11 protein-coding genes are annotated in these 14,269 nt (G+C 63.4%); 8 read left to right on the top strand and 3 right to left on the bottom strand.

What is annotated here, in order from left to right; translation table 11 throughout:
* Window positions 1-8 precede the first annotated feature (8 nt).
* The 8 genes from proB to ispH all read left to right on the top strand — a co-directional run bounded on the left by proB (window position 9) and on the right by ispH (window position 9,802).
* Window positions 9-1,148 carry a glutamate 5-kinase gene (gene proB / locus GRB96_RS02335; RefSeq protein ID WP_161430269.1) on the top strand — a complete coding sequence of 380 codons (1,140 nt, stop codon included), beginning with the start codon at window positions 9-11 and terminating at the stop codon, window positions 1,146-1,148.
* A gap of 197 nt (window positions 1,149-1,345) precedes the next feature.
* Window positions 1,346-1,612, top strand: coding sequence for a 30S ribosomal protein S20 (gene rpsT, locus GRB96_RS02340; protein ID WP_161430270.1), 267 nt, complete (start codon window positions 1,346-1,348; stop codon window positions 1,610-1,612).
* Window positions 1,613-1,808: 196 nt separating this feature from the next.
* A complete protein-coding gene (gene murJ / locus GRB96_RS02345; protein WP_161432965.1) occupies window positions 1,809-3,332 on the top strand; it encodes a murein biosynthesis integral membrane protein MurJ in 1,524 nt (507 codons plus the stop codon).
* Window positions 3,333-3,602: 270 nt separating this feature from the next.
* Window positions 3,603-4,652 (top strand): bifunctional riboflavin kinase/FAD synthetase, encoded by a 1,050-nt coding sequence (gene ribF / locus GRB96_RS02350; protein ID WP_161430271.1) that lies wholly within the window; start codon window positions 3,603-3,605, stop codon window positions 4,650-4,652.
* A 10-nt stretch (window positions 4,653-4,662) separates the two neighbouring features.
* On the top strand, window positions 4,663-7,500 hold the full coding sequence (gene ileS, locus GRB96_RS02355) for an isoleucine--tRNA ligase (RefSeq protein WP_205743467.1): 2,838 nt from the start codon (window positions 4,663-4,665) through the stop codon (window positions 7,498-7,500).
* Between the two features lie 91 nt (window positions 7,501-7,591).
* Complete coding sequence (gene lspA / locus GRB96_RS02360; RefSeq protein ID WP_161432966.1) at window positions 7,592-8,080, top strand: signal peptidase II; 489 nt, start codon at window positions 7,592-7,594, stop codon at window positions 8,078-8,080.
* Window positions 8,081-8,320: 240 nt separating this feature from the next.
* Window positions 8,321-8,782, top strand: a complete 462-nt coding sequence (gene fkpB / locus GRB96_RS02365; RefSeq protein ID WP_161430273.1) for an FKBP-type peptidyl-prolyl cis-trans isomerase — start codon at window positions 8,321-8,323, stop codon at window positions 8,780-8,782.
* 51 nt (window positions 8,783-8,833) lie between these two features.
* Window positions 8,834-9,802 (top strand): 4-hydroxy-3-methylbut-2-enyl diphosphate reductase, encoded by a 969-nt coding sequence (gene ispH, locus GRB96_RS02370; protein WP_205743468.1) that lies wholly within the window; start codon window positions 8,834-8,836, stop codon window positions 9,800-9,802.
* 46 nt (window positions 9,803-9,848) lie between these two features.
* Here the strand turns inward: ispH and GRB96_RS02375 are convergent, their stop codons facing one another.
* From GRB96_RS02375 to GRB96_RS02385, 3 genes are read right to left on the bottom strand one after another with little or no spacing between them, the layout of a single operon-like run.
* The gene (locus tag GRB96_RS02375; protein ID WP_161430275.1) at window positions 9,849-10,160 is read right to left on the bottom strand and encodes a hypothetical protein; all 312 of its coding nucleotides are present in this window, start codon (window positions 10,158-10,160) and stop codon (window positions 9,849-9,851) included.
* A gap of 19 nt (window positions 10,161-10,179) precedes the next feature.
* Window positions 10,180-13,740, bottom strand: coding sequence for a pilus assembly protein (locus GRB96_RS02380; protein WP_161430276.1), 3,561 nt, complete (start codon window positions 13,738-13,740; stop codon window positions 10,180-10,182).
* 41 nt (window positions 13,741-13,781) lie between these two features.
* Window positions 13,782-14,267: a pilus assembly PilX family protein gene (locus tag GRB96_RS02385; RefSeq protein WP_161430277.1), complete on the bottom strand. Its 486-nt coding sequence runs from the start codon at window positions 14,265-14,267 to the stop codon at window positions 13,782-13,784.
* Between the last annotated feature and the right edge of the window lie 2 nt (window positions 14,268-14,269).

The raw sequence follows: 14,269 nt of genomic DNA on the forward strand, positions 1-14,269 counted from the left end.
GAGAGCGAATGGAAAGCAACGAGCAGGTGGCAGGCCGCGAGGCGCTGATCGGCGCCCGCCGGGTGGTGGTGAAGATCGGTAGCGCGCTGCTGACCAACGATGGTCGCGGCCTCGACGAGGCGGCGATCGGCGGCTGGGTGGACCAGATCGCCGCGCTGCACAAGAGCGGCGTCGAGGTGGTGCTGGTCTCCTCCGGGGCGGTGGCCGCTGGCATGGTGCGCCTCGGCTGGCAGGTGCGCCCCTCGGCGGTGCACGAACTGCAGGCCGCCGCGGCAGTGGGCCAGAACGGCCTCACCGAGTGCTACGAGGGCCACTTCGCCCGCCACGGCCTGCTGACTGCCCAGGTGCTGCTGACCCACGACGACCTCTCCAACCGCAAGCGCTACCTCAATGCGCGCTCGGCGCTGCGCACCCTGGTGGGCCTGCGGGTGGTGCCGGTGATCAACGAGAACGACACCGTGGTCACCGACGAGATCCGCTTCGGCGACAACGATACCCTGGGCGCCCTGGTGGCCAACCTGCTGGAGGCCGATGCTCTGGTCATTCTCACCGACCAGGAGGGGCTGTTCGACGCCGATCCACGCGGCAACCCCGAGGCGCGGTTGATCGGCGAGGGGCGCGCCGATGACCCGGCGCTGGCGGCGGTGGCCGGCGGCAGCGGTGCCCTGGGGCGCGGTGGCATGGCCACCAAGATTCGCGCCGCGCGGCTGGCGGCGCGCTCGGGGGCCGTTACCGCCATCGCCGGTGGTCGCCAGGCCGAGGTGCTCGCGCGGCTGATGGCCGGCGAGCGACTGGGCACCCTGCTCTACCCTGACCAGGCGCCTATCGCGGCACGCAAGCGCTGGCTCGCTGGCCAGCTGCAGGTGCGCGGCACCCTGACCCTGGATGCCGGGGCGGTAAAGGTGTTGCGTGGCAGCGGCTCGAGCCTGCTGCCGGTGGGGGTGAAGGCCGCTTCCGGCGCGTTCCGTCGCGGCGACATGGTGCTCTGCGTCGACGAGGCCGGCGAGCGGGTGGCCAAGGGGCTGGTCAACTACGGCATCGACGATGCGCTGCGCATCCTCGGCCAGCCCAGTCATCAGATCGAGGCGCTGCTCGGCTACATGGAGGCCCCGGAGCTGATCCATCGCGACAACCTGGTGGTGCTCTAGGCGAGACGCTATGGCAAGCGGATCACGGGCTGTGCTAGGATACGCCATCCTCTCAGACACGGCCCGTGAACGGTCGCCTATCTTCGGCGATCGGCCAGATGGCCAAACCGGCGGGAAGGCTTTTACTTTCCTGCCGGATCAATACGTTATGAAGCCGTCACCACACGGGCGGCAATGAATCTCCAAGGAGACAGCAAGTGGCAAACAGCAAGCAAGCTCGCAAGCGCGCCCGTCAGGCCGAAGGTCGTCGTGTCCTGAAGGCCAGCCAGCGCAGCATGGTCCGCACCTACATCAAGCACGTCATCAAGGCCATCAACAGCGGCGATCACGCCGAGGCCATGGCGGCTTTCAATAAGGCGCAGCCGGTCATCGACCGCATCGCCGACAAGGATGTGCTCTCCAAGAAGCGTGCCGCACGCATGAAGAGCCGCCTGAACAAGCGCATCAAGGCCCTGGCTGCCTAAGCCGGTCCGATGCCATCGAGGCGCGGCCTGCGTGGCCGGCGTCTCGTGAAAAAACCGGCTGCGGCCGGTTTTTTTGTGGCTGCCATTCATGGGGCGGATGAAAAGCCGAGGAACGGACGTGACGGATCGCGAGCAGTCGCCACCGGCACCGGTGGACGAGAGTGACAAGGTGGTGGCCCCCAAGGGTGGAGGGCTGATGCGCTCGGGCCTGGTGGTCAGCGTGATGACCATGCTTTCGCGGGTGATGGGTCTGGCCCGTGATGTGGTGATCGCCGCGCTGTTCGGCGCGGGGCAGGGCGCGGATGCCTTCTTCGTCGCCTTCAAGATTCCCAACTTCATGCGCCGGCTGTTCGCCGAGGGCGCCTTCAACCAGGCCTTCGTGCCGGTGCTTTCGGAGTACGCCACCCGCGGCAGCCGGCGCGAGGTGCGCGAGTTGCTGGACGCCGTCTCCGGCAGCCTCGCCGCGGTGCTCTTCCTGCTCACCGCGGTGGCCATGTTCGCCGCTCCCTGGCTGGTGTGGGTGTTCGCCCCCGGCTTCGGCCGCGATCCGGCCAAGCTCGCGCTCACTGCCGACATGCTGCGGCTGACCTTCCCCTACCTGCTGCTGATCTCGCTGACGGCGTTTGCCGGCAGCGTGCTCAATACCTGGAATCGCTTCGCGGTGCCGGCCTTCACCCCGGTGCTGCTCAACCTCTCGTTGATCGGCGCGGCGCTGCTGCTGACGCCCCTGTTCGAGGAGCCGGCCATGGCGCTGGCCTGGGGCGTTCTGATCGCCGGCGGTGCCCAGCTCGCCTTCCAGGTGCCCTTCCTGATGCGGCTGGGGCTGGCGCCGCGGCCCTGGCCGAACTTCGCCCACCCCGGCGTCAAGCGGATCATGGTACTCATGGTGCCGGCGCTGTTCGGTGTCTCGGTGTCGCAGATCAACCTCCTGCTCGATACCGTGCTTGCCTCGCTGCTGGCGGCGGGCAGCGTCTCCTGGCTCTACTACTCCGACCGCCTGGTGGAGCTGCCGCTGGGGGTGTTCGGTATTGCCATCGGCACCGTGATCCTGCCGGCGCTCTCCAAGCGCCATGCCGCGCAGTCCGGCGAGCACTTCAGCGCCATGCTCGACTGGGCAATCCGCGCCGTGCTATTGCTCGGCCTGCCCGCGGCCCTGGCCCTGGCGGTGCTCGCCGAGCCGCTGCTGATCTCTTTGTTCCACTATGGCGCCATGACCGAGCGCGATATCGCCATGGCGGCGATGAGTCTTCGTGCGTACTCGCTGGGGTTGGTGGCCTTCATGCTGATCAAGGTGCTGGCGCCGGGCTTCTTCGCCCGTCAGGACACCAAGACGCCGGTGAAGGTGGGCATCATCGCCATGGTCGCCAACATGGTCTTCAACCTGATCCTGATCTGGCCCCTGGCCCACGCCGGCCTGGCGCTGGCCACTGCCCTCTCGGCGTTCCTCAACGCCGGCCTGCTGGGCTGGCTGCTGCGCAAGCAGGGCGTGCTGGTATTCCAGCCCGGCTGGGGGCGCTACGCGGTGCAGCTGCTGGGCGGCTGCGCGGTGATGGGGTTGGGCCTGGCCTGGGCCGCGCCCGATTGGCAGGCGTGGCTCGGCTGGGGCATCTGGCAGCGTGTGGCCTGGCTGGCCGCCCTGGTGGTCGGCGGCGCCGCGCTCTACTTCGCCTGGCTGGCCGCCACCGGGGTGCGCCTGCGGCATTTCCGGATGAAGAGCTGACCTGAATTTGTAGGAGACCGTTGTATCGGCGATAGCGGGTATGGGTGCCGCCTGGTGGGAGCCCGATTTATCGGCGATAGCGGTGTTGCCAGTGCGCCTGCCGGCGCCATCGCGCAGAATCTGCGCTCCTACATTGTGGGAGCCCGATTTATCGGCGATAGCAGTGCGTACCGGTAGGCACCAAGGCCGCCCCGGCTGTCAAGGGGCCGGCTGTCCGGTATAATCGACGCTTTGACCACCTTTCGACGCCGAGCGGGGCTCCACCACGCCATGCAAGTGATTCGAGGACTGCACAACCTGCGCGACGAGCACCGCGGCTGCGTGGCCACCATCGGCAACTTCGATGGCGTGCATCGCGGCCATCAGGCGATCCTCGAGCAGTGTCGCGAACAGGCCCGGCGCCTCGATCTGCCGGTGGTGGTGGTGGTGTTCGAGCCCCAGCCCCGGGAGTTCTTCGCCGGCGAGCAGGCCCCGCCGCGGCTCACCCGCCTGCGTGACAAGGTGCGCCTGCTGGGCGAGGCGGGGGTCGAGCGCGTGCTCTGCCTGCCCTTCAACGACGCCCTGCGCAGCCTGACCGCCGAGGCCTTCATCGAGCGGGTGCTGATCGACGGCCTGGGCGTGCGCCATCTGGTGGTGGGTGACGACTTCCGCTTCGGCTGCGACCGCCGCGGCGACTTCCACCTGCTCACCGCGGTGGGCGAGGCCAACGGCTTCGGCGTGGAGCACACCCGCACCTTTACCGCCGACGACGAGCGGGTCTCCAGCAGCCGTATCCGCACCCTGCTGGCCAGCGGCAACTTCGCTGCCGCCGCCGCCCTGCTGGGTCGCCCCTATCGCCTGGGCGGGCGAGTGGTGCCCGACCAGCAGCTGGGCCGCACCATCGGCGTGCCCACCGCCAACCTGCCCCAGCCGGTGCGTTCCCTGGCGCTGCAGGGGGTCTACGCGGTGATCACAGAACTGCCCGACGGGCGCCGCCTGCCCGGCGTGGCCAATATCGGCTGGCGCCCCACCGTGGGCAGCACGCGCCCGGTGCTCGAGGTACACCTGTTCGACTTCGATGGCGAGCTCTACGGCGAGCGCCTGGTGGTGTTTCCCTGCGCCAAGCTGCGTGGCGAGGTGAAGTTCGACGACTTCGCGGCCCTGAAACACCAGATCGGTCTCGACCTCGAGCGGGCTCGGGGCTACTTTGCCCAGCATGCTTTGCAGCGCCCCACCTTCATTAACGATGATTCTCTTCCTCTGGCATCGGCGCCGCTGGCGCGCGAGGCCGTGACACTCGATTCCTCGGTGGGTACGCCTGCCGACCATGACGACGGCTGATCCCCAGAATATGAGCGACTACAAGCCCACTCTGAACCTGCCAGAAACCGACTTCCCCATGCGCGGCATGCTGCCCAAGCGCGAGCCCGAGCGGCTGGCCCAGTGGCAGCAGCTGGACCTCTACCACCGCCTGCGCGAGGCGCGCCGGGGCCGGGAGCTGTTCGTGCTGCACGACGGCCCTCCCTATGCCAACGGCAGCATCCATATCGGTCACGCCGTCAACAAGATCCTCAAGGACATCATCGTCAAGTCGAAGAACCTGGCCGGCTTCGATGCCCCCTATGTGCCGGGCTGGGACTGCCATGGTTTGCCCATCGAGCACAAGGTGGAGACCACCCACGGCAAGCACTTGGCGCCCGAGCGTGCCCGCGAGCTCTGCCGCGAGTACGCCGCCGAGCAGATCCAGGGCCAGCTCACCGACTTCGTGCGCCTGGGCGTGGTGGGCGACTGGGACAACCCCTACCGCTCCATGGACTTCGCCAACGAGGCCGGAGAGATCCGCGCCCTGGCCGACATGGTCGAGGCCGGCTATGTGTTCAAGGGCCTGAAGCCCGTCAACTGGTGCTTCGACTGTGGCTCGGCCCTGGCCGAGGCGGAGGTGGAGTATCAGGACAAGAAGTCCGACGCCATCGACGTGGCCTTCGCGGTGGAGGACGCCGACCGCCTGGCCGCCGCCTTCGGCCTGAGCGAGCTGCCCAAGCCGGCGGTGATCGTGATCTGGACCACCACTCCCTGGACCATCCCCGCCAACCAGGCGCTCAACATGCACCCGGAGTTCACCTACGCCCTGGTGGATACCGGCAGCCGCCTGCTGGTGCTGGCCGAGGAGCTGGTGGAGTCCTGCCTGGAGCGCTATGGCCTCGAGGGCGAGGTGATCGCCACCGCCAAGGGCACCGCCTTCGACGGTATCCGTTTCCGCCATCCCTTCTACGAGCGCCTCTCGCCGGTGTATCTCGCCGACTACGTCGAGAGCGAGGTGGGCAGCACCGGCATCGTCCACTCTTCGCCCTCCTACGGCGTGGATGACTTCGTCACCTGCCGCGAGCACGGCATGAGCTTCGATGAGATGCTCAACCCGGTGCAGGGTGACGGCGTCTACGCCGATGATCTGCCGTTCTTCGGCGGCCAGCTGATCTGGAAGGCCAACCCGCAGATCGTCGCCAAGCTCGAGGAGGTGGGTGCGCTGATGGCCCACCAGCCGATCATCCACAGCTACATGCACTGCTGGCGCCACAAGACCCCGGTGATCTACCGTGCCACCGCCCAGTGGTTCGTGGGCATGGATGTGCAGGGCCGCGACGGCAAGACCCTGCGCGAGCAGGCCCTGGAGGGCATCGAGGCCACCGCCTTCACCCCGGCCTGGGGCAAGGCGCGCCTGCACAGCATGATCGCCAACCGCCCGGACTGGTGCATCTCGCGCCAGCGCAACTGGGGCGTGCCGATCCCCTTCTTCCTGCACAAGTCCACCGGCGAGCTGCACCCGCGCACCGTGGCGCTGATGGAGGAGGCCGCCAAGCGTGTCGAGGCCGAGGGCATCGACGCCTGGTTCCGCCTCGACCCGGCTGAGCTGTTGGGCGAGGAGGCGGCCGACTATGAGAAGGTCACCGATACTCTGGATGTGTGGTTCGACTCCGGCACCACCCACCGGCACGTGCTGCGCGGCTCGCACCCCCACGGCCACGAGAGAGGCCCGCGCGCCGACCTCTACCTGGAGGGTTCCGACCAGCATCGCGGCTGGTTCCACTCCTCGCTGCTCACCGGTTGCGCCATCGACGGCCATCCGCCCTACCGCGGCCTGCTCACCCACGGCTTCACCGTGGATGCTCAGGGCCGCAAGATGTCCAAGTCGGTGGGCAACGTGGTGGCACCCCAGGAGGTGATGGACAAGCTTGGCGCCGACATCCTGCGCCTGTGGGCAGCCTCCACCGACTACTCCGGCGAGATGGCGGTCTCCGATGAGATCCTCAAGCGCACCGCCGATGTCTACCGCCGCATCCGCAACACCTCGCGCTTCCTGCTCGCCAACCTCAACGGCTTCGCGCCGGAGCGTGATGCGCTGCCGTTCGACGAGATGCTGGCCCTGGACCAGTGGGTGGTGGATCGCGCCGCCCAGCTGCAGGCGCGTATCGAGAAGGCCTATGAGGAGTACCGCTTCCTCGACGTCTACCAGCAGGTGCATGGCTTCTGCGCCCGGGAGCTGGGTGGCTTCTACCTGGACGTGATCAAGGATCGCCAGTACACCACCCAGACCGACTCGGTGGCGCGGCGCAGCGCCCAGACCGCGCTCTACCACGTGGTGGAGGCGCTCTCGCGCTGGGTGGCGCCGATCCTCAGCTTCACCGCCGAGGAGATCCATGAGCATATCCCGGGGGAGCGCAGCGAGAGCGTGCTGCTTGAGGAGTACTACACCGGGCTTGCCACGCTGGCCGACGACGCCGAGATGGGCCGCGACTTCTGGGAGCGGGTGCTCGAGGTCAAGCAGGCGGTCAACAAGTGCCTGGAGGACGCCCGCAACGCCAAGACCATCAAGGGCAGCCTGGCCGCCGAGGTCACCCTCCACGTGGACGACGCCCTGCAAACCACGCTCGCCAAGCTGGGCGATGAGCTGCGCTTCGTGATGCTCACCAGCGAGGTGACGCTCAAGCCGCTCGTCGAGGCACCGGCGCAGGCCGAGGCCACCGAACTCGAGGGTCTCAAGGTGGCGGTGGTCGAGAGCCCCAACAACAAGTGTGAGCGCTGCTGGCACCATCGCGAGGAGGTGGGTACCCATCCCGAGCATCCGGATCTCTGCAACCGCTGTATCAGCAACCTGCCGGATGGCCCCGGCGAAACCCGTCGCTATGCGTAAGGTGCCCGGCATGGCCAGCAGTGAAGAAAAGGGCGAAGAGCCCAGGGAGAGCGCAGGGCAGGGCGCTGCAAGGGGCGTGGAGGTGGCGCCCATGCAGCAGCCGCTGCGCTGGCTGTGGCTGGCGCTGGCAGTGATCGTGCTGGATCTCGCCACCAAGTACGCCGCCAGCGCCTGGCTCACCTATGCCCGGCCGGTGGAGGTGCTGCCGTTCTTCAACCTGACGCTGCTGCACAACACCGGGGCGGCCTTCAGCTTCCTGGCCGGCCACCCCGGCTGGCAGCGCTGGTTCTTCGCCGCCATCGCGGTGGGGGCGAGCATCGGCCTGACGCTGTGGATGCGTCGCCTCAAGCGCGACGAGACGCTGCTGGCGGCGTCGCTCGCCATGATCATCGGCGGCGCCCTGGGTAACCTCTACGACCGTCTGGTACACGGCTACGTGGTGGACTTCCTCTCCTTCCACGCGGCCGGCTGGTACTACCCGGCCTTCAACGTGGCGGACATCGGCATCACCCTGGGCGCCATCGGCCTGATCTGGGAGTCGCTGTTCGGCGAGAAGCGCCGCGCCCGCCGCCGGGGCTGACATAACCTGTGATTGAAATCGTAGGAGCCCGATTTATCGGGCGAATGGCGCCGCAGTCGCCCCTGCGGCGCCACCCGGCCCTGTAGGAGCCCGATTTATCGGCGATTGGCGCCCCGGTTAGCCACCAGGCTCACTGTAGGAGGCCGGCTCCGCCGGGCGATTGGCGCCGTCAGGCGCCCCGGCAGTGTTGCCCAAGCCTCGCCACCGAACTGAAATCCTGTTTACCGAGTCCCAAGACCCATGACCGACCAGAATAGCCCCCAACACCGCATCGACGAGGGCATGGAAGTGACCCTGCACTTCACCCTCAAGCTGGAAGACGGCACCGTGGTGGACTCCACCCGCGACAAGGCCCCGGCCACCTTTCAGGTGGGCGACGGCAACCTGCCGCCCGGCTTCGAGCACCCCATGAAGGGCATGAGCGCCGGCGAGAGCGCCACCTTCGAGATCACCCCGGAGCACGCCTTCGGCCAGCACAACCCGCAGAACATCCAGCGCCTCAAGCGTGATGACTTCGGCGAAGAGGCGCTGGAGATCGGCACCGTGATGTCCTTCGCCGATCCCGGTGGCGGCGAGCTGCCCGGCGTGATCAGCGCCATCGAGGGCAATCAGGTGGACGTGGACTTCAACCACCCGCTGGCGGGGCGTACCCTGACCTTCGAAGTGGAAGTGCTGGACGTGAAACCCGCCACCACGCATTGAGGCGCCACCGAAACCAACAGGCAGATGCGCGAGCATCAAGGCAAGGCAACCATGCAAGCTAACCCCGTGCAGATCAGGCTGGCCAACCCCCGCGGCTTCTGCGCCGGCGTCGACCGCGCCATCGAGATCGTCAACGGCGCCCTGGACGTGTTCGGCCCGCCGATCTACGTGCGCCACGAGGTGGTTCACAACCGCTTCGTGGTGGACAGCCTGCGCGAACGAGGCGCCATCTTCGTCGAGGAGCTACACGAGGTCCCCGACGACGTCATCGTCATCTTCTCCGCCCACGGCGTCTCCCGCGCCGTGCAGCAGGAGGCGGAGCGCCGCGGCCTCAAGGTGTTCGACGCCACCTGCCCGCTGGTCACCAAGGTGCATATGGAAGTGCTGCGCTACGCCAAGCGGGGCCAGGAGTGCATCCTCATCGGCCACGAGGGCCATCCCGAGGTGGAGGGCACCATGGGGCGCTACGACACCTCCCATGGCGGGCAGATCTACCTGGTCGAGGACGAGGCGGACGTGGCCAACCTCGAGGTCAAGGACCCGAGCCAGCTGGCCTTCGTCACCCAGACCACCCTCTCCATGGATGACACCGCCCGGGTGATCGACGCCCTGCGCGAGAAGTTCCCGGAGATCCAGGGGCCGCGCAAGGACGACATCTGCTACGCCACCCAGAACCGCCAGGACGCCGTGCGCGAGCTGGCGGATGGCGCCGACCTGGTGCTGGTGGTGGGTAGCCCCAACAGTTCCAACTCCAACCGCCTGCGGGAGCTCTCCGAGCGGGTCGGCACCCCGGCCTACCTGGTCGACAGCGCCGAGCAGGTCGACCCGGCGTGGCTGGAAGGCGTCAACGTCATTGGCGTCACCGCCGGCGCCAGCGCCCCCGAGGTGCTGGTCAAGGGCGTGATCGAGCGGCTGCAGGCCCTGGGGGCCACCGCCCCCGAGGAGCTCGCCGGCCGCGAGGAGACCATCACCTTCTCCATGCCCCGCGAACTGCGCGAGCGCGTCATCGCCAGCGAGTAGCATTATGAATGTCGGCTGACTTCGAGCGAGTCAGCCGACGGCAGCGTCACAACGCCTCTTCGATCTGCTCCACCAGTACAAGTTCGCCCTCTTGAAAGACGATGCGAACCAGCTTTCCTGGCTCCAGCTCACCGGGTGTCGCACGCTCTCCACTAACGTAGATATCTACGCCTTGTGTTAGCCGAAAAACACGACCTTCCGCACGGAAATGAGACGAGCTTACGGTGTCTAGGCGGACGATGGTGCTGAGTCCAGTGCTTTCTCCCTGCGCTGTAGCAAGGCTGGAAAGTACCAAGCTGCCAATTATGAATAAGAGGCATAGTACCCGGCGAATGGACTTGATATCTATCTGTTTCATTTTTATTCCCAAAGTTTTTTTAACGCTCTTCCCAAGATAACCGGCCGATAGATCCTCTGTCCGGCACGATACCGAGCGGTTCTCCTGCTGGGTCGTTGGAAAGAATCGACTGTTGTCCCTCGGCATTGCTGACACTGGGGGCCTGAGTACCATCGCCCCAGGCTACGGAATCAATGACTATTGTGTCGTCCCCTTTCATGGGATTATCGCGGTCGTCCACATATCCATCGCGATTCAGGTCGAATACGGGAGCAGGATTGCTGCCGTCTGGGTGAATGTCTAGTACGTTGAGCCAGCCTTCGCGCCCTGGCAGGCAAGGGTCATCATTAGGGAGCATGGAGGCGAAGCGGACTTTTTTTCCGCTACCTGAAAGAGTTGGGGTGCTGATAACGCGCTCTCCCTCGGGTGTGCTGTAGGCGAGATCTAGGTACCACCCTTGCTGGCTGTCATTCACGATGTTACGCGAGACTTCACGGGCATTGTAACTCTGAGTGCCGCCACCATCGAGCGTGACCGAAACACTCCCTTCCCATTCAATAGTCTGCTCTTCAAGCTGGCCTCGGCCGCCAACGGATTGCCCGGGGGTTGTATCGTGCACAGCATAGAGCGACTGGATCTGTGAGGCGCTGCCGCCAACGGCATCTTCTACTCGGAAGTAACTGCCAGTGCCGAACATCACCACGATCTCGCCTTGCTGCCCGGGGTTAGGCGCCAGCAACGGGCGGGCGGTGATGGGCTGTGACGTGCCGTTGCGCACGGCCTGAAAAAGTTTATTCGCGCTCCAGTTCTCGGGATTCTCACTGCTGAGGTCAAAGCGCCACATGTTGCCCTGTAGGTCGCCGGCATAGGCGCGGCTGGCATTCAGGTCGAGGTTTGGCCAGTCGGTAACAGTGGGTGTTGCAAGGCCATCAGAGCCGACCTCCTCGGTTTCGATCAAGTTAATGAGATCGCCGCTCTCTAAGTTGACAACAAAGAGTTTGGCGGTTCGGTCGCCGGCGTTGTAGCCATTGCCGAATATCGCGGCCCATGTGCCGTCACTCAAGCGAGCGATGCTGGGGCGACTGACGCCACGACCAAGGTCTTCGTGAGTAAACTCCCAAAGGACATCACTGTCAGTAAAGCCTTCAGGATCAGTCACATCCAGAGCGAATACGGTGCGACCGCCTGCCCCCATGCTGCCCAAGGCAATGGTCCGCCAACCGTTTTCGAGATATGCATCACCGACCGTGGTTTCACCATCAAGCAAGAAGCGATGGCTGTAGTCAGGCTCCATCAGGGCGCTGATTCGTGCAGGGCCGCCGGGTTGCTCTGGGGCTAAGAGTTCTGACGGCATGTAAGCAAAAAGTTCTTCTCCGTCTTCAGTATCAAAGGCATGTAGCATTCCATCATTGGCGCCAACATAAAGCATGTCAGGACGTTCGCTCAAACTCTTGATAAAGCCGAGGTAATCATTACCTTCATCGCCGGGTAGCGAGGAGTATCCCTGATACCGTTGTGTCGCTATAATCGGCGTGGAGTGAACGATATCACCTAAGAGGCGCCGCCCACCAGGATGAGACCGGTTACGTAACTGGTCATGATCAGAGCCACGCAGCCAGTTGATTCGAGCGGTTCCTAGGTCATCTTGCTGATCCTGCCAGTTGCGATCCAGTGCCTCTTGCTGAATTTCTGAAAGGTTTTCGAACACCAAGGAAATTGGACCCTCATCCGAGGAGCTGAAGATGTTCCGATTATCAGGATTAGTGCTGCGCAATTTTGCCTCTGCGTCCCAGACGAGCTCGCCGTAGCTGGCATCCGAATTCAGAGAATAACTCTGTAGTTCACCCGACCAGTCTTCACTACGAAAGGCAGAGAGATAAGCACGGGAACCATCCTGAAGGAAGCTGCTTGCGACTGCCACGGCGGTGGCTGTTTCGCGGGTGGAGCTGATGATGTTGTCGAAAATTCGCTCCAAGGCGGCATCCAGCTCCTGGGGTTGCTGGGCAAAGTAGGCCCTGTTGGTGCCCCCGGCGCTAGCAAGCCGCTCCAGCGAGTTAGGGTCAACGGTGGGTGGCATGGCGAAACCCACGACATAGGCATCCACGTCTGCTGAGTGAAGTTCCTCCGCGGCTGCAATAGCCTCATTGAGCGCCGTGTCGGTATCTTCCCCTAGCGCATTGCCCTCCTTGTCGACAGAGGGCATCCCATCGGTGAGCCAGATCAGAGTATTGACCCCGCAGCTTTCCGGCAGAGGATATTCGGCGTTACCTCGACCCTGGCGGGTGCCGAAATAGGAAGACTGGTTTTTAAAGTAGTCTCTGGCTGTCAGCAGGGTGCCTTCCAGCGGCGTCAGTCCAGCGGCTATGACCGGATCGTCCGGGTCCGTCAGCAGGTTGGAAGCGTAGTTCTGATGTTGTGGCGCTAGTTTTTTCTGCAGCCGCTCGCGCTGTTCCTCATCGAGTGGCTTGATGGGGGTGTGCAGATAGCCTAGACCGGGAGAGGAGATTGATACCCACTCTTGGGTATTAAATGGTAGAGCGACCATCTGTTTCCCCCAGTTCGTGACGCCGCGTGCTCTCGCACTATCGTTAAGTAGGCCAGAAGTGCTTCCACAGTAAGAAGAATACCCATATCCGTTGTTTGATGTGCCGGTCTTTCTGCGGTAGCAGTAGAAGCGAAAAGGTGCATTCTTATAGCTGCTGCCAGATTCGTAGTTCCAGAAGTAGGCTTCCTCGCCTGATCCAGTTGTGTACCCAGGAACTCCAATGTTGTAATTTATTACGCCGTCTGGGTCGCTGGGATTGTCAATTTGAAAGCGCTTTTTCTGGCTGTCCCAAGGGGAGCCAGAGAAACTGGGGTCAAAGTCCTCTGGATCGTAACTGACATCGTAATAGCGATTGACAATATCAGCTAGAATGACATTATCGTCCCAGCCTGAGGTGCCGGCAGGATTCTGTTGATAAGCCATTAGCCCCAAGTTGACCTGGCCGAGGTACTTGTCCAGCAACCGGCGGCCAACGCCACGAATGATTTCCGATTTGCTGAGCGGGCTGGCAGCACCCGCTATACAACTTGCATTCGGTCCCGGTTGGCATTCGGCTGCCACCGTGCCCATGACGTTTTCAACCATGGTGTTGGAGTTGTCTAGTAGCAGCAGGATATTGGGAGCAGCACTAGTCGTGACGTTAAGGGGGGAAGAGGCGATAGCAATGTCTTCATATACTTCATCAAGCTCGCAACCCGATTCAATGCCTTCAACTGTGATTTCAGCTATGCAATTTTGCGCAATTTGAATGGTGTTGCCAGATATCCCAAAGCTGTTATCTGAGCATGAAGTAAATATGCTGCAAAAAAAGCTAGAACAAGGAATGTACTCTTTTATTTCCGTAATGATTTCTAGGTCATTAAACGTTACTTGTGTCTGGTTTCTAAAGCTTCCAACGTCACCATTGGTAGTTCGTTCTACCAGGCACTGATTAGCATTTGCTTTATTCGGGAGGGTTAAAAAAACTCCTAATATAATAACTATGCAGTAGCTAAGGGTTTGAGTCAGTGTGAACTGAAAATTTCTGCAGAGTAGCGTTTTTTTGATATTTGGCATTTAAGACCACCTGCTTTCAATAGCTCGAAATTTGGGGTTGATCAAAGCTCGCATTCCGGCCTCGGTTGAAAGTAGCTGCGGAGCCTCACCTGAGCCTGATTCGTTCCACCGCTGGATCTTGCATCAACTTGGAAGATACATCGAAAACGTAAGTCGCTACCGATTTCCAACCCCTGCCTACGATCTACGAGACGTTGGCGCATTGCCAGCATAGCTGTATAAGTTGGCTCGTCGGATAGCAGCCCTTGCAAGGACTGGGCCTCAACAACACCGTTCACACTGTCCATTGCGTCAAGGTAAAAACCTTCATCATCTCTAAGCCTGCCCTCCGCGCTTGATAAGGCCGCCTCCGCTCCTTGAAAGGCCCTGGCACGGTCGGAAGAGTTGCCCGCCATGCGCTCCTGTAGCCCGCTTACCTGCATGATCGAAACGCCCAGCAGCGACATGATCAACAGCAGCACGAGCGCAATGGCCAGCGCCGTTCCTCGTTGGGTTTGGCGACAGTTAGTCATGCCTTGGACGAACATGG

Origin of the sequence: Halomonas alimentaria, from assembly GCF_009902005.1 — a bacterium.
Lineage (GTDB): Bacteria > Pseudomonadota > Gammaproteobacteria > Pseudomonadales > Halomonadaceae > Halomonas > Halomonas alimentaria.

Coding starts and splice junctions, on each gene's coding strand:
- fkpB (WP_161430273.1), top strand. CDS start 8,321: ATGACCGACCAGAATAGCCCCCAACACCGCATCGACGAGGGCATGGAA.
- GRB96_RS02375 (WP_161430275.1), bottom strand. CDS start 10,160: ATGAAACAGATAGATATCAAGTCCATTCGCCGGGTACTATGCCTCTTA.
- ispH (WP_205743468.1), top strand. CDS start 8,834: ATGCAAGCTAACCCCGTGCAGATCAGGCTGGCCAACCCCCGCGGCTTC.
- murJ (WP_161432965.1), top strand. CDS start 1,809: ATGCGCTCGGGCCTGGTGGTCAGCGTGATGACCATGCTTTCGCGGGTG.
- ribF (WP_161430271.1), top strand. CDS start 3,603: ATGCAAGTGATTCGAGGACTGCACAACCTGCGCGACGAGCACCGCGGC.
- proB (WP_161430269.1), top strand. CDS start 9: ATGGAAAGCAACGAGCAGGTGGCAGGCCGCGAGGCGCTGATCGGCGCC.
- ileS (WP_205743467.1), top strand. CDS start 4,663: ATGAGCGACTACAAGCCCACTCTGAACCTGCCAGAAACCGACTTCCCC.
- GRB96_RS02380 (WP_161430276.1), bottom strand. CDS start 13,740: ATGCCAAATATCAAAAAAACGCTACTCTGCAGAAATTTTCAGTTCACA.
- lspA (WP_161432966.1), top strand. CDS start 7,592: ATGCAGCAGCCGCTGCGCTGGCTGTGGCTGGCGCTGGCAGTGATCGTG.
- GRB96_RS02385 (WP_161430277.1), bottom strand. CDS start 14,267: ATGTTCGTCCAAGGCATGACTAACTGTCGCCAAACCCAACGAGGAACG.